The sequence below is a fragment of the Paenibacillus sp. Marseille-Q4541 genome (genome assembly GCF_018310695.1).
Classification (GTDB): domain Bacteria; phylum Bacillota; class Bacilli; order Paenibacillales; family Paenibacillaceae; genus Paenibacillus.
Map to the genome: position 1 here is coordinate 1 of NZ_JAGXCY010000003.1, position 22,100 is coordinate 22,100.

At 42.2% G+C, this 22,100-nt stretch carries 17 protein-coding genes and 1 riboswitch; of the genes, 15 read left to right on the top strand and 2 right to left on the bottom strand.

Going from position 1 to position 22,100, the window contains the following annotated elements:
- Positions 1-139 precede the first annotated feature (139 nt).
- The 4 genes from murQ to KFT32_RS04990 all read left to right on the top strand — a co-directional run bounded on the left by murQ (position 140) and on the right by KFT32_RS04990 (position 4,159).
- Complete coding sequence (gene murQ, locus KFT32_RS04975; RefSeq protein ID WP_211746040.1) at positions 140-1,033, top strand: N-acetylmuramic acid 6-phosphate etherase; 894 nt, start codon at positions 140-142, stop codon at positions 1,031-1,033.
- A gap of 43 nt (positions 1,034-1,076) precedes the next feature.
- Complete coding sequence (locus KFT32_RS04980) at positions 1,077-2,522, top strand: PTS transporter subunit EIIC (protein ID WP_211746041.1); 1,446 nt, start codon at positions 1,077-1,079, stop codon at positions 2,520-2,522.
- A gap of 98 nt (positions 2,523-2,620) precedes the next feature.
- Positions 2,621-3,484, top strand: a complete 864-nt coding sequence (locus tag KFT32_RS04985; protein ID WP_211746042.1) for a MurR/RpiR family transcriptional regulator — start codon at positions 2,621-2,623, stop codon at positions 3,482-3,484.
- 63 nt (positions 3,485-3,547) lie between these two features.
- Positions 3,548-4,159, top strand: coding sequence for a restriction endonuclease (locus KFT32_RS04990; protein ID WP_481856301.1), 612 nt, complete (start codon positions 3,548-3,550; stop codon positions 4,157-4,159).
- A gap of 89 nt (positions 4,160-4,248) precedes the next feature.
- Here the strand turns inward: KFT32_RS04990 and KFT32_RS04995 are convergent, their stop codons facing one another.
- A complete protein-coding gene (locus tag KFT32_RS04995) occupies positions 4,249-6,084 on the bottom strand; it encodes a cache domain-containing sensor histidine kinase (protein WP_211746043.1) in 1,836 nt (611 codons plus the stop codon).
- A 5-nt stretch (positions 6,085-6,089) separates the two neighbouring features.
- Positions 6,090-7,721 carry a response regulator transcription factor gene (locus KFT32_RS05000; RefSeq protein WP_211746044.1) on the bottom strand — a complete coding sequence of 544 codons (1,632 nt, stop codon included), beginning with the start codon at positions 7,719-7,721 and terminating at the stop codon, positions 6,090-6,092.
- A 241-nt stretch (positions 7,722-7,962) separates the two neighbouring features.
- On the opposite strand from KFT32_RS05000, the gene KFT32_RS05005 reads away from it, so the two are divergent.
- The 11 genes from KFT32_RS05005 to KFT32_RS05055 all read left to right on the top strand — a co-directional run bounded on the left by KFT32_RS05005 (position 7,963) and on the right by KFT32_RS05055 (position 21,629).
- On the top strand, positions 7,963-9,357 hold the full coding sequence (locus KFT32_RS05005; protein ID WP_211746045.1) for an ABC transporter substrate-binding protein: 1,395 nt from the start codon (positions 7,963-7,965) through the stop codon (positions 9,355-9,357).
- Positions 9,358-9,435: 78 nt separating this feature from the next.
- On the top strand, positions 9,436-10,335 hold the full coding sequence (locus tag KFT32_RS05010) for a carbohydrate ABC transporter permease (protein ID WP_481856302.1): 900 nt from the start codon (positions 9,436-9,438) through the stop codon (positions 10,333-10,335).
- A gap of 12 nt (positions 10,336-10,347) precedes the next feature.
- Positions 10,348-11,238 (top strand): carbohydrate ABC transporter permease, encoded by an 891-nt coding sequence (locus KFT32_RS05015; RefSeq protein ID WP_249435680.1) that lies wholly within the window; start codon positions 10,348-10,350, stop codon positions 11,236-11,238.
- 267 nt (positions 11,239-11,505) lie between these two features.
- Entirely contained in the window at positions 11,506-13,704 is a 2,199-nt protein-coding gene (locus KFT32_RS05020) for a LamG-like jellyroll fold domain-containing protein (protein WP_211746046.1), read from the top strand.
- Positions 13,705-13,773: 69 nt separating this feature from the next.
- Positions 13,774-14,712: a dihydrodipicolinate synthase family protein gene (locus KFT32_RS05025; protein WP_211746047.1), complete on the top strand. Its 939-nt coding sequence runs from the start codon at positions 13,774-13,776 to the stop codon at positions 14,710-14,712.
- 12 nt (positions 14,713-14,724) lie between these two features.
- Positions 14,725-16,134: an ABC transporter substrate-binding protein gene (locus KFT32_RS05030; RefSeq protein ID WP_211746048.1), complete on the top strand. Its 1,410-nt coding sequence runs from the start codon at positions 14,725-14,727 to the stop codon at positions 16,132-16,134.
- An 88-nt stretch (positions 16,135-16,222) separates the two neighbouring features.
- On the top strand, positions 16,223-17,095 hold the full coding sequence (locus tag KFT32_RS05035) for a carbohydrate ABC transporter permease (protein WP_211746049.1): 873 nt from the start codon (positions 16,223-16,225) through the stop codon (positions 17,093-17,095).
- Between the two features lie 10 nt (positions 17,096-17,105).
- Complete coding sequence (locus KFT32_RS05040) at positions 17,106-17,948, top strand: carbohydrate ABC transporter permease (protein WP_211746271.1); 843 nt, start codon at positions 17,106-17,108, stop codon at positions 17,946-17,948.
- A 53-nt stretch (positions 17,949-18,001) separates the two neighbouring features.
- Positions 18,002-18,724, top strand: coding sequence for an N-acetylmannosamine-6-phosphate 2-epimerase (locus KFT32_RS05045; protein WP_211746050.1), 723 nt, complete (start codon positions 18,002-18,004; stop codon positions 18,722-18,724).
- Positions 18,724-19,608 carry an ROK family protein gene (locus KFT32_RS05050; RefSeq protein WP_211746051.1) on the top strand — a complete coding sequence of 295 codons (885 nt, stop codon included), beginning with the start codon at positions 18,724-18,726 and terminating at the stop codon, positions 19,606-19,608. The genes KFT32_RS05045 and KFT32_RS05050 overlap by 1 nt, the downstream gene beginning before the upstream one ends.
- A gap of 182 nt (positions 19,609-19,790) precedes the next feature.
- On the top strand, positions 19,791-21,629 hold the full coding sequence (locus tag KFT32_RS05055; protein ID WP_211746052.1) for a fibronectin type III domain-containing protein: 1,839 nt from the start codon (positions 19,791-19,793) through the stop codon (positions 21,627-21,629).
- Positions 21,630-21,843: 214 nt separating this feature from the next.
- Positions 21,844-22,043, top strand: a riboswitch (cobalamin riboswitch).
- Positions 22,044-22,100: the final 57 nt, after the last annotated feature.

A 22,100-nucleotide genomic window follows, 5' to 3' on the forward strand; every position in this document is an offset into this window, starting at 1 on the left:
TCATCATCTTGTCGTACATACTGAAATTAAATTTCTTAATTAAAATAAAATATTGAAATAAAATTACAATTGGATTACAATACGTTTGTAAGCGTTTGAAAGAGAAACTTATACCCCGCAATAAAGGAGAGAAAACCGAATGGATAATCTAAAAAACCTAACGACTGAGGTTAGAAATAAGAGAACAATGAACTTGGACGAAATGGATGTTAACGACTTTTTAACAGTAATGAATGACGAAGATGCCAAAGTAGCAGGCGTGGTTCGTGAACAAATTCCGCAAATTACGAAAGCGGTTCATATGATTATTGATTCCTTCAAAAAAGGTGGACGTTTAATTTATACAGGCGCAGGAACCAGCGGCAGAATTGGTCTCTTGGATGCAGTGGAATGTCCACCAACCTTTGGTGTTCGTCAAGATGAAGTAATCGGACTGATCGCTGGCGGCGAACGTGCTTTTATTAAAGCAGTTGAAGGCGCAGAAGATGACAGCAATCTGGGTAAGCAAGATTTGATCGATATAAGACTGACATCTAATGACGTCGTTGTTGGTATTGCAGCAAGTGGAAGAACACCTTATGTGATTGGCGGACTTGAATATGCAAATGAGATAGGAGCTAGTACTGTTGCCATTAGCTGCAATAAAAATTCGCAAGTGGGTAAGGTGGCGAAGATTGCAATTGAAGTGGAAAACGGACCTGAAGTTTTAACAGGTTCAACGAGATTAAAGTCGGGAACATCCCAAAAACTGATCTGCAATATGTTATCCACTGCTTCTATGGTTGGAATCGGGAAAGTATACGGTAATTTAATGGTTGATCTTCAGCTAACGAATGAAAAATTAGTGGATCGTGCGAAACGCATTATTACAGAAGCAACGGGCTGTGACTATTTGACAGCTGAAGCTTATCTGGAAAAGGCGAATAATAAAACAAAAGTAGCCATTGTCATGATTTTGACGGATATGTCTTATGAAGAAGCAGTGAATAGCTTGGAACAAGCAAATGGTTTTGTAAGAACGGCAATTAAATAACCAGTTATATTAATTTCAATTCCACGTAAGGAAGGGAAAAGTTATGGACAAACATAAAGTAATGGCAGAGAAAATCTTAACTGCCCTTGGTGGTTCTTCAAATATCGGGAACTTTACGAATTGCATGACACGGTTACGGGTTAATGTAGTGAATCCAGATCTCATTAACGAAGCTGAACTGAAATCAATTGATGGCGTTCTGGGCGCAGTGAATGACGAAACGTATCAAGTCATCCTTGGTCCGGGCGTTGTTAATAAAGTAGCAGATCAATTTGGTACTGTCCTTGAAGAGAAAAAAAGTACGGGTGCTTCTGAAGCTAATCAGAACGTAAATGAAACACCTGGACAAGATATAAAAAAAGAATTAAAAAAGAAAAATAACACACCTTTTAAAAATTTTCTTCGCAAAATCGGGAACATTTTTATCCCGCTGATTCCAGCTTTGGTCGGTGCAGGTTTAATCAATGGTATTGCAGGTTTAATGTCCAATTTCATTACCGCAGGAAATGATGCAGCCTGGTTGTTATCTTTACAGCCGATCGTAAGCGTTATCGGTTCTGCATTCTTTGGTTTCCTTACGATATTCGCGGGAATTAACGCGGCCAAAGAATTCGGGGGTACACCTGCTTTAGGTGGCGCCGTTTCTGCTATTATCATTGCTCCGGCAATTGCCAATATTTCTTATACGGTTCCGTTCTTTGGTGAGATTCAGTTGAATCCGGGACAAGGCGGCATTATAGGTGCGATCTTAGCCGCTTTGCTTATTTCATATCTAGAAAAAGCTTTGCGGAAAAGAGTGGCTCCATCCATTGATATCATTGTTACACCAACCCTTGCTTTACTGGTGGCTGGTCTTGCAACGATTTTCGTTTTGATGCCGATTGCAGGAGTTGTATCTAGTTGGATCGGTACGGCAACCATCTGGTTGTTGCAAAACGGTGGCATTTTCTCTGGGCTTGTACTAGCTACGCTGTTCTTGCCACTTGTTATGTTCGGGCTTCATCAGGCGCTAATTCCGATTCATGCAGAGTTGATTACACAATATGGTTATACTCCGTTACTCCCAATCCTAGCCATGGCCGGAGCTGGGCAAGTCGGAGCTGCCATTGCGGTATACATGCGCCTTCGTCACAATAAGAAGATGAGAGAACTGATCAAAGGTGTTCTTCCAGTTGGCTTCCTCGGAATCGGAGAACCCCTTATCTACGGAGTCAGTTTACCGTTAGGACGTCCGTTTATTACCGCGTGTCTAGGCGGGGGACTCGGCGGTGCATTACTTGGATTCTTTGCGATGTCGGGTGATTTTATAGGATCGGTTGCCATTGGACCGTCGGGTCTTGTGTTACTTCCACTTCTAACAGGCCCACTCGGCGCAGGTAAATCCATTCTCGTCTACCTATGCGGACTGATTTTGTCTTACATTGGAGGATTCGTGTTGACTTACTTCTTCGGCTTTACAAAAGAACTAATGGAGACACATAATAAATAAACTCAGACATTGTTGCAATATGAAAAAAACCCTTTAAAATTTTATGGTAAAGGGTTTTTTTCTTTTTTTGAAATATGAGAGAATTGGGGCGTTGAAGAGTGAATGGACAAACTTCGAAAAATATCATCTACCGAATCGAATCGGTTGTCAGCAACTTAACGGTAACGGAGAAAAAGGTGGCATCCTACATTTTGGCTCATCCCAAAGAGGTGACACAAATGACAGTACATGAGGTAGCCGATTGTGCAGGCACCAGTAGCGCCGGGGTTGTGAGATTCTGCCGATCTATTGGGGTGCAGGGATTTTCTGATTTAAAGCTGCAGCTCTCAGCCATATCCAATCAGATCTATGAAGAGCCCAGAGGTTATTGGGACATCGAACCTAATGAAGAGAAGTCTTCCGTTATCAATAAGACAGTGAATAATTCAATTCAAGCATTACGTGACACATCTGAATATATTGATATTGATATCATTGAGCAAGCAGTGGCAATGTTGAAGGAAGCCTCAATAATATATGTATACGGAGTAGGTGCATCCTCCATTGTGGCCGATGATGTAGCTTTAAAATGGCTCAGGTTAGGGAAACCAACCCTTGCTGGTTCCGATGCACACAAAGTAGCAACTGCAATAGCGAATGCTCCTAAAAATGCTGTGTTTTTTGGTATTTCATATAGCGGAAATACGAAAGAAGTCTGGAAACTGACCGAACTTGCCATAAAACATGGACTTCGAACACTCGGTTTATCCAGGTTCGGAAAAAGCAAGCTTTCCAGCGTATCAGAGCTCATGCTTTATACTTCTCATGCGCCTGAAGCCGTTCTTCGGAGTGGAGCAACGAGCTCGCGTTTATCACAGCTGCTTGCGATTGATATTTTATTTTTTGTGTATGCATCCGTAGATTTTGAATCGACAAGAGAACAATTAGAACAATCCCGTGATGCAATTAAAGACTTGACCTAATAATTCCGAATATTGACAACTACAATGTAAAAATGAAATTTGAATATCAGGAGAGAAAAGAAATTGACTATCATTATTGCTATTCTAATGGCCATTTTTATTGTTGTTGTATCCAGAATCGTAATTTATACCAATAGAAAAACAAGACAGAGAGAGCTGAATCCATACCGGATTAATATTCAGGATATTGACCGAATGGAAGACGGGAAGGGTTTTGAGGAATATCTCTATCGCCTTTTCATAGCGCTTGGCTATGAAGATGCATATAAAACGGTAAGCAGCCGAGACTTCGGGGCTGATTTGGTATTTACGGATCGAGATGGAGATCGAGTTGTCATTCAGGCCAAGCGTTATGCACTCAGCAATCCGGTTGGCTTAAGCGCTGTTCAGGAGATTTATAGTTCGATGCGGTTTTACAGAGCGAAGAAGTCAATTGTGATTACGTCTGGAAAATATACAGATGCATGCGAAAAACTAGCTGGTTATAATGGTGTGAAATTGTTGGACCGGGAAGACTTAATAGAGATCATTACATACCTCAAAAACAAACAATCAGGCAAAGCAAAGGATCGGATCGAAGCAGAACCCAGATTGATCTTGGATTCATGGGACGATTACTTAAAACAAAAAGCGATAAAAAAAGACTATAAAGCAGAGAAACGAATGATGAGTTAAATTGAAAAAAGAAAGAACCTGGCCTCTACAAAGGAGCAGGTTCTCTTTTATTTGAGTAGGAATCAGGCTAGACAGTACAACTACTTCGATCAGTTAGAAGGATCAATTAAGTTATAAGCCGGATATAGAATCGTGATTACGGTACCGGTAGTTAGGTCACTTTCTATTTCAAGACCATAGATATCACCAAAATGATATTGAATTCGGTCATGAACATTTTTGATTCCAATATGCTCCATATCTAGGCTGCTAGCTGGATCTTGCAGTATCTTCCGTATTTCAAGCAATTGCTCTTCGCTGATGCCGACACCATCATCTTTTATTTCAATTCGCATGAATTGACCTGTGATCTCCGCAGTTACCTCCAGATGACCGAGCCCTTTTTTTCGTTCTAGCCCATGCACGATCGCATTCTCAATGAGAGGTTGTAGTGAAAAATGAACAACGGGCAAGGTAAGAGCTTGAGGATCGCATGTTTCACTATATTGTATCTTCTCTCCGAAACGCATTTGTTGAATTTGTACATAGAGACGAATATGGGCAAGTTCCTCTTGTAAAGGGACTAATTCTTTACCCGTCTGGATATGTACCCTAAACATTCTTCCCAGTAGTCCAATCATTTCACCGATATCACGATGACCTGAAATAACGGCTTTCATTTGAATAGACTCCAGCGCATTGGCCAAAAAATGAGGATTAATCTGACTTTTTAATGCTCCATATTGTGCTATTTTTTGCTGAGCAATCATATGAGATGATTTTTCTATATGATTTTTTAAATCCTCGGCCATTTTACTGATCCCTTGATACAAGATTCCAAATTCATCTTTCCGATTCGTATTGAGCTGAATATTAAGGTTCCCCGATCCAACCGCACGGACTTGTCTGCTAAGCAGAATAATTGGTTTTGTTACTCTGGCAGACAATATCGCTAGAAAAAGCAACGCGACAAGCAAGGAGCACACGGCAAAACCAAGCAAAATAAAACGAAGGAAATCCGCGTTTTTCGTCATTTGTTTCTCATCTACATACTGAATCACTTTCCAACCGGAATAATCAGAAGTGACAAAATTAATGTAAGAAGGCGTCCCCTCTATGGAAGCGTAAAAGTTGCCGGAAGATTGCTTTGTAACTTGTTCCAGTACCGATTTTTCAAGCATCAATTGTTTGCCGTCAGCTTCATTCATTTTATAATCTCTCGTTGATGCATAAACCGTATTCCCTTTTTCATCCACAATGATAAAGCTCTGGTTGCTGTTTTCCGAGAGGCTTAGAATTTCCTTTAGGGAATCTGGACGAAGATCGACAAGAATGACACCTAGCGGACGTTTGCTTCCGGTTACATTGATGACCCTGCCGATGGAAATGACAGACTGTTCCTGATCTCCACCAATGCGGTGAAAAGGTTTGTGCGTGCCGAATAGAACAATTTTTCCTTTTCCCGCAAGTATTTCTTGATACCAAGGCTTACTTATAAAATCAGTCTCCACATAGCTGTATCGATTGAAGTCTGCTGAATAAAACACCCGATTTCCTGCATAAATCTGAACACTGTCTACATTTTTAATCGTGATCTCAATGGTACTGACAAACTGCTCAATGACATTTCGGTATTGATAGTTTTGATCTTCTTCCGGATGCTGCAGCCAGCGATTTAGAGCATCTTGAAGACTACTATCCAGCTGAGCGGTGAGGGTTCCTTTTTCTATACTTTGCAAATATTGATCAATATTAAAAGATAAGTTGTTTAGGATGAGATTTGCACTATTTTGATATTCATTTTTGATCGATTGCACGGAGAAAAGGTAAATGAACCATGACATGACGGCAAGCGGAATCGTGATAATCAGAATCATGAGTACGAAAATTTGCTGATTGACGCGTTTAAAATGAACCCGTTGGTACCATTGCTTGAGTAGATTCAAAACAGTCACATCCCTATTCGTTTGCGATAATGTGTAGGTGTCATGTGGGTGACATTACGGAATGTTTTTACAAAATGTTTGTAGCTTTTGTAGCCACACATATTACTAACATCGCTAATAAGGAGGTTAGGGTCTCTCAAATATTCTTGTGCATAACGAATACGAAGTTCCGTAACGTAAGTCATGTAGTTTTTATTCAATTTTGTTTTGAATAATCGGCTAAGGTAAGAGGGGTTGTAGAAGAAACGTTCTGCAACCATCTGTAGTGACAGATCATGATCCAAATGCTGCTTAATAAAATTTTCGATTTCTGAAAAAACATAGGTATCATTAGTATCGGCAAGTTGTCCTTCCCCTTGAGCTGAATAAGAAATCGTCTGCTCCGCCCAATCAGCAAGCCATGTAAACAACTGCTCCGTGTTCTGAAAATCCTCAACAAAGTTTAGTTTAATAATGGCTTCACTGTAGATTTGTGCGGCAGGAATGTGATTCTGGCCAGCATATCGAAGAATTACGCTTACTAGCTCTTGGATAAAAGCAAGCCACTGATGCGTGCTTTCCGTTCTACCTTGAAGGCTGCCGTGATGAGAAAAGCTCAGAATAAGCTGACGGACTGTTTTCGTATCCTTTTGCTCAAGCGCAGTTAGAAGATGCGATTTTTCCATTCCATCAAGTTTGAAATAAGACGTCTCTGGTAGAAGACTGGAGTGATTAATATTAGGAGTGAAATAATAGGATGCTGGAAGGTGGTAACGTAATAACAGTAATTCTTCGGCAAACTTTAATTGCTCACCCATCTCTAGAAACGAAGGGGAGGAATGACCGAATGCAAAATACATTTTATGTGTTTGTTTATGATTCATTTTTTGTAGTTGTTCGGGTAATGTATGCTCGCTCGTGTTTTCTAATTTACAGGCGACGATGGCATACAATTTATTATGAATGAGATAAGAAAGGATGGGGACTGAATAACCTTCCAGCATTATTGGCAGTGTCTTCATATGCTCTTCAATCAGGTGAAATGCTTCATCTGTCCACTTCCGAACAGGCATAGGAATTCCACCATAGGGAGCAATATTCGTAATGACCATAGGAAGATAGGTAACGTCAGCGCGGTTCAATTGATCCGAGAGGGCGATGATTTCGGAAGGGAATTCCTTCTCTCCTATCGAATCTAATAGTTGTTTCATTACCAAGCTTTGTTTCCATTTGATCTGTTCCTCTTCGAGAAATATCTGCCTCTCCCGTTCTTCCTTCTTTGTTTTAATAAGCTCAAGCACGGATTGAACAGACTTCATGCTTTCCTCATATTCAAGCGGTTTGAGTAAATAATCTTGAATATTTCCGAGTTGAATCGCTTGCTTTGCATAATCAAAATCATGGTATCCCGTTAAGATCAGATAAAAAGTATCAGGTAGAAGCGGACGAAGCTGTTCAATCATCTCGAGGCCGTTCATTTCTGGCATTCGGATGTCACTGATAATTAGATCTGGCCTTACTTCAAGTGCGAGTTTCAACCCATCTGCACCGTTTTCTGCTTCATAAATATCGGTTACGTTTAGTTCCTGCCACGGAAAATAATGCTTAAGACCCGTGCGAATGAGTAGTTCATCTTCTACGATAAGCAGCTTGCACATGAATACCACCTCGCATTTGAAGGATTTTCAAAACTAAGAAGGGAACAGGTGAATGTCTATACGTTTTTTACAATCATTATACAAAATGTGTGGAAATGTAAAGAAAAATTATGGTAAAGAAGTAAGAAATGAGCCCCTGATATCAAATTACAGGGATTTTCGACCTCTTCTTTTTACATTATTCTAGAATTAGATAACGAAAGAACATTTTTCGTGTATCCACAAACAAGGGGGAATGGCGATGATAGATGTAAGGAAACGGATAACTAGTTTTATTTCCATACTTCTCATGGTTTCGATGATCGCAGCCTGCAGTCCAAAGCAAGAAGGCGGAACGTCGAACGAAAGCAATGGGAGCAAGGACAACACAGCTTCAAAAGCGGAAGATTCTAGCCAACCTGTTGAGATTACGTGGTGGAACTTTCCTACATATCAAGCCTTGGATGGGGAGGTAGGGAAATACGAGAAGCAGCTGATTGAAGCCTTTAATCAAAAGCATCCAGAAATTAAAGTGAACTTGGAGATGATTACTTTTGACGGAGGACCTCAGAAATTAAACGTTGCGATCGCCACGAATTCTGCTCCAGATGTAATCTATGACGCTCCGGGAAGAATTATTGACTGGGCTAAAAAAGACTTGCTTGCTCCGATAGATGACATGTTTACAGAAGAAGATAGAAATGATATCGCTCCAGCATTTTGGAAACAATCTATGGTCAGTGATAAAACCTACATGTATCCCATCAACACAGCACCTTTTATGATGGCTGTGAATAAAACCGTTTTTGAAAAGATAGGTGCACTGGATCTTCTTCCACTGGACAAACCAGATCGCACTTGGACGTTTGATGAATATAAAAAAGCGCTGACAGCAGTAAAAGAAAAAGCACCGGAAGTCATTCCTTCGGGATTCTATGCGAAAAGCCAAGCAGGGGACCAAGGAACACGTGCTTACCTAGCTAATCTTGGTATTTCCAGATTCTTAAATGAAGAGGGAACAAGCGTTGAGATCAATACAAAAGAGACGGGTGCAGCGCTAGACTGGCTCGTACAGGCAGAAAAAGATGGACTGGTTATACCTGGTTCTGCTTCTCTTGCAGCAGCCGATGTCAATGATTTGTTCCTTCAAGGGAAACTCGCTTTCAGCATCAACTATTCAGCGGTACTCAGAGCGCAAAATGCGCCATTAAAACAGACGGAGTTTGAAGATGTTCTGCTCCCGTTTCCGACGCTGGACGGAAGTGAACCTAAGCTGGAACCTTATCTCGGGGGAATGGCCATTTTTAATAATGATGATGAGGCCAAAATTGAAGCTTCCAAAAAGTTCATTGATTTTGTAGCCAATGATCCGGAATGGGGCAAGAAAAGTTTGATTCAAACGGGAGGATTGTCCGTTCGAAATTCGGTAACCGGGTTGTACGACGATTCTGAATATGAATACTCAGAGCTTGCTCGTAAATTTGTGACAGATCCACCGACGATTGCTGATGGATATGCAGAAGTTCGTACCTTCTGGTTCCCAGAATTGCAGCGTGCTTTGTTAGGATCAGCTACTGGTGAAGAAGCGCTGAACACGTTTGCGACCAAAGCAAATGAGGCCATTACCAAAGCCAAAGCAGCAAATACAACAAAGTAGTATTTAGTAGGTACCAGAGACAGCGTGTGAAATAAACACACGCTTCTCTTTTAGTAAAGAAGTGAGGAAAGAAGGGAAATGATGGATCTTACATTCTTCCGAAAAAAGCAGTACATATGGCGTGACTGGATAGCAAGTTATTTGTTTTTACTCCCAGCACTTGCGTTTTTCAGTATATTCGTTGCCTATCCTATGCTAAAGGGAATCTATATCAGTTTTTTCTCCTACACACTTCGAGACTTTGACTTTATAGGCATGGATAATTATCAGTACCTTTTTCAAGATGCGACGTTCGGTAAATCGATGTGGAATACTCTTCTCATCGTCCTGATTGCTGTACCTGTTGTCGTTATCTTCTCACTCTTCGTGGCGATGATGATTTATAAAAAATCCGAAGGGGTGCGATCTCTATTTCGGGGGGTATTTTATTTACCTGCTGTATCATCCGTTGTTAGTATTACTGTAGTTTGGGCATCGATCTATCATATGAATTATGGGATTCTTAATTATATTACAAGCCTGTTTGGCATGGACCCGATCAACTGGCTCGGAGATACACGGACAGCGCTGTTAGCTATCATCTTAGTTCTGATAACAACGTCGGTTGGACAACCGATTATTCTCTATGTTGCTTCTCTTGGTAATATTCCAAAATCATATATCGAAGCTGCACAGATGGACCGGGCAAATAGCTGGCAAATTTTCAAAAATATTTTGTGGCCCATGCTAATGCCAACCAACTTGTATATTATCGTCATTACGACGATTAATACGTTCCAGGTATTCGCCATTATCCAGCTCCTTACTTCCGGCGGTCCGATGTACGCCACTTCGACTGTCATGTATGGGGTATATGAGCAAGCCTTTATGCTTGGAAATTTCGGGATTGCCGCAGCGATGGGGGTAATACTCGCAATTGTCATCGGCGCGATTTCATTTATTCAGTTTAAATACCTCGGCAGTGATGTTGAGTACTAGGAGGCACATGGTATGATGTTATTCTCAAAAATCAGAACCGGTCCCCGGCCGCGTCCTTTCACCAGCGGAACGAATTTGAAAAAAAAGACGCCTAGTATTCCTTCCATTCTTGCTAATGTACTGTTGATTGTGCTTGCGTTATTATTTTTATTTCCATTCTACTGGATCGTTACCGGTGCGTTTAAAGTACAGAACGTAGCTGTAGCTATACCTCCACAGTGGTTTCCTACGGATCCGACGCTGGAGAACTTCAAGGTGCTGTTTAAAAATCCAGTTTGGCGCTGGGGATTTAATAGTTTTTTCGTAGCCTCATCCGAAATGATTGGTGTGTGCTTGACCGCTTCTATGGCTGGATATGTGCTAGCGAAGAAGGCTTTTCCCGGACGCAAAATCATTTTCATTCTATTCGTGTCTGCGATGGCACTTCCCAAACAGGTTATTCTAGTACCACTGTTCACCATGTTAGCTGATCTAAACTGGATTGATACGTACAAGGGACTTATTTTACCTGCGATCGGCTGGCCGTTTGGGGTATTCCTGATGAAACAATTTGCTCAGACGATTCCTTCCGAGCTAATGGAAGCTGCCAAAATGGATGGATGCTCTGAGGTGCGATTGTTTGGAACGATCATTCTGCCACTACTCAAACCTGCACTTGGGGCATTAGCCATCTTTACGTTCATTAATGCCTGGAATGACTATTTCAGCCAGCTGATTATCACCCGTTCTACACCAATGATGACACTTCCTTTAGGACTTGCGACACTGCAAGGGGAATATACCACACCCTATGGTGTGTTAATGGCAGGTGCTGCTCTTGCCTCACTTCCGATGATAATGATCTTTCTATTATTCCAAAAAGCGTTTACTCAAGGGATCACTATGGGTGCAGTAAAAGGGTAGATTTAAGATTGAAGCCGGGGAATATGACCCTGGCTTTTTATTTATATCAAGAGATGTTGCAAGACGAAAAATTCTAAATTGTCACATTCTGAAGAAAGATGAGGAACATGTAAAAATAGTACCCTGAATGTAAATAACCGGGTATTGGGAGCAAATCCTGCCTGCTATATAGTAAATGCAAGCAATAAGCATCATCCACGATCCTGATTCTACAAAGGGAGGGTGCGGAACACTTTTTTTCAACCTTACTAAAGGAGGGAATAATGTATGGCTCGTCGTTTATTAAAACCGCTCATGTTTGCATTATGTGCTGTCATTTTGATGACTAGTTTCACTAGCTCGCCTAAGGCTACAGAGGCAGCGTCTTTACAGGAAGCGGTTTTACTTGATTACCCGGTTGCTCGTTCCTTTAATGGAAGCAGTGACTATGTCGACAAGACAGCAGATGTTAGTTCCGTATCCTCTCTTCATGAAGGCAGTATTGCAGTCCGGTTCAAAACAACAAGTTCGGCTAATGCACTCACACTGATCAGTGCATCGCACACCTCAGATCCATCTAGTAACCTGTCACTGACGTTAAACGGAGGGAATGTGTATTTTGAAAACCGGGAAAACGGAGTCTATGCGACCCAAATTACGGCATCCGGTAAGTATAACGACGGAGCATGGCACACAGCGGTGCTCACAGTAAACAGCAGAGGAACGAATATTTATATTGACGGGAGTCTGAGAGGAAACAGCACAGGTTCTGCATTTTTCAGTCAAGTCACGAGCTTAAATGGGATGTGGATTGGACGTAATGTTGATAACGGCGGAGGACAATGGTATTTCAACGGAGAGATGGACTATGTCAAAGTATATAACCGATCTCTGGCTGCAACAGAAGTAATGGAACTGAGTGGGGTTTCAACTCCTTCGATTGTTACCTATCCAGTCAATCAAACATTTAATGGAACGTCAGATGCACGGGATCAAACGGCTGATATCGGACGTGTATCTAATCTTACGCAAGGCTCTATCGCAGTTAAGTTTAAAACTTCAAGTTCATCTGCTGCCGGAGCGTTTCTCAGCGCTTCAGACACCACGAATCCTTCGAGCAATCTTTCTTTTACGATAAATAACGGTACGGTCTATTTTGAAAATCGCAATAATGGAAATTACGCAACAAAATTAAGCGCTAGTGGAAAATTTAACGATGGAAAATGGCATACCGCCATTCTAACGGTAGGTACAGGAAGTACGAAGATTTACATCGATGGAGAAGAAAAAGCTTCGTCTTCATCGCAAGCCTTCTTTTCAAGTGTTAGCAATTTAAATGGAATGTGGGTCGGTAAAAACGTGGATAATGGCGGATCACAGTGGTACTTCTCGGGTTCGATCGATCATGTCACGATATATGATCATGTGCTGTCTAGTTCCCAAATTAAGCAATTAAGTGGTGTGATGGAGGAAAAAATTCTCTTTGATGTAGCGGACGGCAAAGGGTATGGACAGTACCGAATTCCAAGTATTGTCGTCACTGCTAATAACACCGTACTCGTTGCAGCAGAAGCGAGAACGGGTGGAGATCAGACCCCAACGGATATCGTGCTTAAACGAAGTACGGATGGAGGAGATACTTTTTCGGAACAGATTATGATTGCGCCCGGCAAGTCTCAAGGGGTTGCAGAAATGAATCCGATGCTTCTTGCAGAAAAGAACAGCAGTGTTGTTCATATTTTATGGAGCCGCTGGAAGTGGGGAGCTTGTCAATATTTCATTCGCACAAGTACCGATGGGGGGCTGACTTGGGGAGAAACGAAAGAAATTACGTCCGTTTTAGATGACTATAAAAATCCAAATCATCCTAACTATTTTGCAAATCTCGCCGGTGCAGGAATGGGACCGGGACATGGTATAGAGCTTACGGATGGAACGCTTGTTGTACCGATCTATTTGACGACGAGCGGGTGGACGAATAGCACCGTAGGTACGATTTATAGTACCGATGGGGGTGTAACTTGGAAAGCAGGTTCACTCGTTCCCAATCCTTCTGGATTTCAAAAAATCCATGAAAATATGATGGTTCAGTTGTCCAGTGGCAAACTGATGGCGAATATGCGGAATCCGGGCAGCCCTTATAGAGCTATCTCGACAACAGATAATGTAACGAGTGCATGGAGCACTCCGGTCTCTGATACTGCTCTAATTGATCCCGTCGTACAGGCGAGCACCCAGCGCTACGATGCGAATCACATTCTATTTACGAACCCGGCAAATACGACTTCCAGAACAAATTTTACGATTCGAATATCTAACGATGATGCCGCAACGTGGTATAAGTCAAAAGAAATTTATCCATTAGAAAACGGCTACTCCGATATCGCTGTAGGTCCGGATCAATCCATCCTAGTATTTTATGAAAAACCAGCGTCCTCAAAAATTAGCCTTGTACGTCTGAACAAGTCATGGATTGAAGCACCTTGAAAAACAAAACGATGGGGATGGGGAGCTGAGACTGCAGCCCCCATTACCTTTACGAAGAGAGGGTTCTATATGACAATAACGTTTGATTTAAGCAAATTTAAAGGAATCATTCCTGCATTTTATGCCTGCTATGAGGAAGATGGACAAATATCGGAACAGCGTACGTATGCGCTTTGCGACTATTATGTACAGAAACAAGTGAACGGGGTATACGTAGGGGGAAGTTCGGGAGAATGCATTTATCATAATCTTGAGGAACGCAAGGCGGTCTTGACTTATGTGGCTTCTCGCTTGAAGGGGAAAATGACGTTAATTGCCCATGTGGGCGCTCCCTCCACAAGAGATAGTATCGCTCTTGCTGAGCACGCTGCTTCTCTTGGATATGATGCTTTATCTGCGATTCCACCTATCTATTTCACACTACCAGATCATGCAGTATCTCGTTATTGGAACGATATTATTGAAGCGACATCGCTTCCATTTCTCATCTACAACATCCCTCAGACGACGGGGTACACCTTACGTACTCCTTTATATGAGGAACTGCTGAAGAATGAGAAAGTAATTGGTGTCAAAAACTCCTCTATGCCAACTTTTGATATTGAACGTTTTAAAAGAACCGGCGGCCAAGATTCCATTGTGTTCAATGGTCCTGATGAGCAGTTTGTAGCAGGAAGAATCATGGGAGCAGATGGCGGAATCGGGGGAACTTACGGTGTTATGCCGGAGCTTTTCTTAATCGCAGATCAGTATATCCAGCAAGGGAAGTTTATAGAAGCAAGACAAATTCAGAGCGATATCAATGAGATTATCGTAGCCCTGTGCTCACTGGGTGGATCAATGTATGCGGGCATTAAAGAAGTACTGCGGAGAAGAGGAGTCAACATCGGCGGGGTTAGACTTCCGTTAGCAGGCATTACGGAGCAAGATGCATCAAGAATTGATGACATTATTTCCTTACTTGAACAAGTGGAGCACAGGTATATCACATCAGCTCATTCCAACTAAGGAGGAGACATAATGAAAAACAGACGTTTCTATCGATCACTAGTTACGTTAATGATCATATCTATCATTGGCGCAGGATGCTCTTCTAGTGGGTCAAATCCGTCATCAGGTAAAGGTAACGAAGCAGCGAATGGAAAAGAAACCGTAGAACTCAGTGTATGGCTGACTCCGCAGTGGAAAGGAGTACTGGATGCCACAGAAGAAGGTGCTGATTATGATAGCTTCTTTAAAAAAGCAGCCGAAGAATTCACAGCTCAGTACTCCAAATATAATGTAAAAATAAACACTCAGGTTATCGCCGGAGATCAGCGGGATCAGATGCTAAATGTGAATTTAAGCAGTGGAACACCACCCGATGTTTTTTTTGAGAGTGTGTTTGCGATGGGGGATTATGTTCACCGAGGAGCACTTGTACCGCTTACGGATCTTGTGGATGAGAAGGACCGCAGTGATATTGCGTCAAGTTACTGGGATGCAGTCACTTTTAACAAGGAAGTATACTTCTATCCGTTTCAGAACAACCCCGGTACCCTCGTCTATAACGCAGATATGTTCAGAGCTGCTGGACTTGACTCCTATATCGGCGATGAACAGGAGATTAAAACTTGGACCCTTGCCGAGTATGAAGATATTTTAAGCAAGCTGAAAAATAATTTATCTAGCAGCGGATATGCAAATGCCTATCCAATGGCACTTTTCGGAATGAATAATCAAGGCGACACCTGGAACCTTGCTTATCTGCGGATGTTCGGTAATCCCTTCTTTGATGAAAAAGGCAATATCATCTTAAATGATGAAAAAGGCGTGAAAGCAGCAGCATGGATCAAGAAAATAAAGGATGAGGGTTACACCAATCCTGGCCCTGAATCAGTAACTTCCAACGATGCGAACGGGATGTTCCTGAATCAACAGCTTGCCATCAGTTTTACGAACCCTGTCCTATATAATAATGCCAAAGCGGATATGGATAGCGGGAAACAGACAAAGTTTGATATACGGCTTGCTAACATTCCTTCTGAGAGTGGAGATCCCCTTACGTTTACTTATGTCGTAGGAGCAAGCGTATTTCAGTCGAAAGATCCAAAGCGCGTAGAAGTAGCAAAAGATTTTGTTCGATTCTTCTCAACCGATCCGGAACTCGTAAAATCTTCGAAAAACGGCATTCCCGTAAGAAGTTCTGTCATCACTGAATTTGAGAAAGATTATCCGTTATTCAAAGCTTATAACGAAAATGCAAAATATCTGTTCAATTTCACAGGAAATGTACCAGGATACAGTCAGCTGAGGGAACAGCTATATCCCGAGTTACAGGCCCTTTATACGGGAGCCAAAACACCGGAACAAGCCGTGAAAGATTATCAGGATAATGGAAATCAGGTTATTGAAACGAACCGTAAAAATTCCGTGCTTCCTACAGAATAAGTAAGAAGAAGCCCCACTTTTAGAAGCGGTTTACTTCATAGCAAACGTTGCATTTCGATGAGCTTCGATAAGAAAGGTAAGATGCTGGATGAAATCGACCCGATTGATGAAAGAACATCTAACAGGCTATCTGTTCATTACCCCGCAAATGATCATATTTCTAATGTTTCTTGTCTATCCGATCATCGAAGGTTTTCGTATGAGTCTTTACCAAATTCAGTACTCAAGTGAGACATTTGTTGGATTTGACAATTATGTAACTCTCATTAACGATCCCGTTTTTCTCAAAGCATTCATGAATACGATTGTATTCGTTGTTTGTATTGTGTTGCTTACTGTAGGCTTTGCACTTTTTGTAGCATCCAGTGTTTTTGACAAAAACGCGAAGTACGTATCTTTTATTCGAGGGAGTTATTATATACCGGTCATGGTTTCGATGGTCGTCATGAGTATGATTTGGAGTTTCCTGCTAAATCCATCTAGTGGACTGATCTCGTATCTGGCCCGTGAGCTGGACATGGGAAATGTGAATCTGCTTGGAAATAAGCTGACCGTCATGCCGGTAATTATTTTCGTAACCTTTGCTACGAACGTCGGGCAAGCCATTATTTTATATATTGCGGCGATGATCGGCGTGCCCAAAGATCTAATGGAGGCGGCAGAAGTAGACGGCGTTAGCCGGATCCAGATGATTCGTCATATCTTAGTACCCTCCGTTCAATCGACTACCGTGTACATTACGATTATTAATATTATCGCGGTACTTAAAATCTTTGTCGTTATTCAGCTCCTGACTGGAGGGGGACCAAACAATGCATCTGTTACCCTGATGTACTACCTATACAATAATGCCTTTAAGTTCAATCAGCTCGGCGTAGCTTCTGCGGTAGGTGTCATCATGTTTGTGATTACGCTCCTGTTGTCGATTCCTCAGCTACGCACCGTGATTAGAGCGAAGTGAGGAGAGAATGATGGTGCATAACAGAATAAAACCAAAACGCGAGCGGTACGATAGGGTTTCTAATGTAATTATTACTTTTTTCGCCATCGTCAATTTGTTCCCATTGTACTGGTTATTAACAAGTTCGCTGAAAAACAGCGCTGATGTTGTAAAAATGCCACCCGATTGGTTCCCTACTGCAATCACATTTTCGAACTACATGGATATTTTTCAGAATCAACCAGCCCTGCGTTGGACCTTTAACAGTCTATATGTCTCATTTGTCAGTACTGTGCTCGTGGTCATCGTGGGATCCATGGCGGCCTATGCTTTTTCCAAATTGACGTTTGCTGGACAAAACCTAATCTTTATTGTGTTTATCTCAAGTTTGATGATTCCGAAAGAGATTATGATTGTTCCCCTGTTTCAGATTACGCAAGACTTTGGCCTTATCAACTCTTACGGTGGGATGATCTGGCCGAATGTGGCAACGGCTTTTGGCGTGTTTATGTTAAAAGGATTTTTTGATCAGACGCCAAGTGCTCTCCGGGAAGCAGCTCGGATTGACGGAGCAGGTGAGTGGAGAACCTTTTTGCAAATCATGCTGCCTATCGTGAAGCCCGGTATCGGTGCCTTATTCATTCTGAACTTTGTTCAGGTGTGGAATGATTATCTATGGCAAATGATTGTGGGACAAGAGAAAAACATGAAAACACTGATGGTGGGAACAGCCACCCTAATGCAAGATATGAATCCGAATTTTGCTTACAAAATGGCGGGAGCATTCGTCGCAGCGTTGCCAATGTTACTGATCTTTATCTTGTTCCAGCGATATTTTACTCAGGGGATTACGGCTGGTGCGGTTAAAGAATAGCGTGAATCAGCCTTTAATCAAACGTACACTTAAGTTTATGGAGGAGAGAGAAGATGTCTAAAAATAGTAGTGTGCTGCAAAATTTAAAAGGGAAGCTCATTGTTTCTTGTCAGGCTTTACCTGAAGAACCGCTGCATAGTTCGTATATTATGGGAAGAATGGCATATGCGGCATATTTAGGAGGGGCAGCAGGGATTCGTGCGAACAGTGTAGAGGATATCGAAGAAATCAAGAAACATGTCTCCTTGCCGATGATCGGAATTATTAAAAAAGTGTACGCTGGCTTCGATGTTTTCATTACACCTACGATGGAAGAAGTAGGTGCACTAGTACGCGCAGGTGTGGATATCATTGCACTGGATGCTACAGATCGAACAAGGCCTGATGGCACTACGATTACGGAGATTTTTCCGAAACTCCGGGAAACCTACCCAGATCAGCTTTTTATGGCGGATTGTTCAACTTATCAAGAAGGGATGCAAGCGGAAACACTAGGTTTTGATTGTGTCGGAACTACCTTGAGCGGATATACGAATGCAACAAAAGAAAGATTACTTCCCGATTTTGAGATGGCTGAAAGGTTAGTAAAAGACCTTTCGATTCCTGTGATTGCAGAAGGAGGGATTTCTACACCGGAAGAACTGGGCCTTTTATTTGAACTTGGTGTTCATACAGCAGTCGTAGGTTCTGCTATTACAAGGCCTTATGAGATCACCAAAAGATTTGTACACTCTATTCAGCAGCAGAGCTATGTTTCTCGTGCAGGGAATGAGTAATGAACGTACTTGCATGTGATATCGGCGGTACGAGGATTAAGCTCGGCCTGTGCTCCCCGCTGGGAGAGATATTCGAGTACCAGGAATATGCAGCTGAGGCCCAAAAAGGCGGAACTTACCTCATTGAACGAGTGATAGAGTACATGTCAGCGTATAATGGATATGAAGCCATATCGGTGAGCACCGCTGGGCAAGTCAATCCTGCTGATGGATCCATTCGGTATGCCAATCCCAATATTCCAAATTATACGGGCGTACAAGTCAAAGACATCATTCAACAGCGATTTCATAAACCAGTGAAGGTTGAAAATGATGTCAATGCGGCTGCTTTGGGAGAAGCGTGGATTGGCGCGGGACGTTCTTTTGAAGATTTTATCTGCCTTACTTTCGGAACCGGTGTCGGGGGAGCGATTGTGATGCAGGGGGATATTTATAAAGGACTTCATGGAAATGCAGGGGAGTTCGGACATATGCTTATGTATCCCGTCACAAGTACAGAGGCTACGAAGTGGGATAGCATGTACGAAAACTATGCATCCACGACAGCGCTCGTTAAAAAGGCGCAAGCCACTTATCCAGAGATTACAAATGGAAAAGAGTTATTTGCAAAGATCAATGAAAGAGAAGGAGCACTTCTCTCCTTATTGCAGAGCTGGGAGCTTGACGTATCGAGAGGTATCGCAACGCTGATTCATATTTTTAATCCTCCTGCGGTTATCGTTGGGGGCGGGATTATGGAACAAGAGTGGCTTGTCGGGCGTATCGCCAATTGCACGAAGGGACTTCTACTGGATAGTTTTACGCATACGCAGATCATTCCCGCTAGACTGGGAAATAAAGCAGGACTGATTGGAGCAGCCTCTTTGTTTCATCGAAATATCTAAATGAATCAGATGTGCAGGATTTAAGGAGTTGTTACATAAAATCCACGAGGTTATCGTGGATTTTTTTTACATGAAAGAATTTATCCCTCCATTTTATATCTTACCCCTTATGCTGTATTCTCCTTTTCTTGATAATGAGATAGAAAGATCATTTGTATCTTATGTAAGGAGGAGAAGTGTAGATGTCTATTAACCGTATTATGTTTAGGAAGTCATGGATGATCACGCTCGTCGCAGTTATGGTTCTATCGCTGTTTCAGTTTGCGGTGATGAATGCGCCCAAAGCAAACGCTGCGGTAGCGAGCAAGACAATGGTAGGCTACTGGCATAACTTTGACAATGGTTCAGGCTTCATCAAGCTTCGCGATGTTTCTCCTAAGTTTGACGTCATCAATGTATCATTTGCAGAGCCTACATCGGGTGTTACGAATGGAACGATTGGATTCACTCCTTATAATTATACGGAAGCTGATTTTAAAGCTGACGTAGCGTATTTACAAGGCCAAGGAAAGAAAGTCATCATCTCCATCGGTGGTGCAAATGGGCAAGTCCAGCTTGGCAGTACAGCAGCCCGCGATAATTTTGTTACTTCTGTAACCGCTATCATTGAAAAGTATGGGTTCGACGGTCTCGATGTTGACTTCGAAGGGCACTCCTTGTATTTGAATGCGGGAGACAGTGATTTTAAAAATCCTACGACACCGGTTATTGTAAACTTGATTTCTGCTTTACGCACAATTAATAACCATTTCGGGACGGATAAGTTCTATCTGACTATGGCACCGGAAACGTTCTTTGTTCAGTTAGGTTACACTTTCTACGGTGGCAGCTGCGCTGGATGTGATAACCGTGCAGGTGCATACTTACCTGTTATTCACGGTACACGAGATATCCTAGACTGGTTACAAGTACAGAACTATAATTCAGGTCCAATTACGGGTCTTGATGATCAATATCATAATATGGGGAATGCCGATTTTCATGTTGCCATGGCCGATATGATCCTAACGGGTTTCCCAGTAGCCAAAAATCCAAACAGCTTTTTCCCTGCACTTCGTCCCGATCAAGTATTGCTTGGATTGCCGGCAAATGTGAACGCGGGCGGTGGATTTACAACTGTAGCTGAAGTACAAAAGGCACTTGATGCTTTAATAAAAGGAATCCAGTTACCAAGCTATAAAACACGTGGCAGTGCTACGGGTTATCCTGATTTCCGCGGAGTAATGACATGGTCTGTAAACTGGGATAAATTCAACAACTTTGAATTTTCCAATAGCCACCGCGTATATCTAGATGGACTGACTCCACCGGTACCTGATACGCAAGCTCCGACGGTGCCAACGAATGTAGTGGCTACTTCCAAAACGTCGACTACGGTGAATCTTGGCTGGACAGCATCAACAGATAACGTGGGCGTGACGGGTTACACTGTGGCGTATGGATCACAGTCTATGAATGTAACAGGTACATCTGCGTCAATAACCGGTCTCACCCCAGATACGACTTACGTTTTTACAGTAAAAGCTAAAGATGCAAAGGGAAATCTATCAGCAGCAAGCACACCGCTTACTGTAAAAACAGATCCTACTGGTTCAGGTGGTGACCCAACCGCACCAACGGCGCCAACGAACTTGCAAGTCACAGCCAAAACGGCAACCAGTGTATCTTTAAGTTGGAGCGCATCAACCGATAATGTTGGCGTAACAGGCTACACGGTTACTTACGGAACAAACGCAGTGAATGTAACAACGACAACAGCTACGCTTAGTGGACTTACTGCGAGCACAAGCTATCAATTTACCGTTACTGCCAAGGATGCAGCAGGTAATGTTTCACCGGGAGCTAGTATTAGCATAACGACCGATGCTGCGGGCGGTGCACAAGCTTGGGCACCAGGGGTCAGCTACAAAGTGAATGATGAAGTCACTTATGGAGGCAAAACATACGTATGTCGCCAGCCTCATACTTCACTTACTGGCTGGGAACCGTCTAACGTTCCAGCTTTGTGGCTACTGAAATAACATTTACGTGATTTCGTGAACTCATATGAAATCAGAAAAAACCTCCATCACGTAGGCAGATATGCCGTCCGTGGTGGAAGTTTTTGATAAGAACATATACTTTTGATGGAAGCAACAAAAGGCATAATGAAATGAATCAATTGAATTCTGTTAAATATTTTCGTACACAATGCAATAATTTCTGGTAGAATTACCCTTGTGTTTCAAAAAATATCATAACAGATACTTATATGGTGCTTCAATAAATAGATTTTGAAGCTTAAATGGGAAGTTCGATGCAAGTTCGACGCGGTCCCGCCACTGTAACGCAGAGCTACTATCCGCTTATCCACTGTCCTAACTCATGGGATGGGAAGGAGATAGAATTTAGCTATGAAGCGAAGCCAGGAGACCTGCCTTATAAGATGCTCTATGATTCTCACGAGGATGGGAGGGAGATGTTTCGTTTATTCGTGCTGCGTATAGAGCATT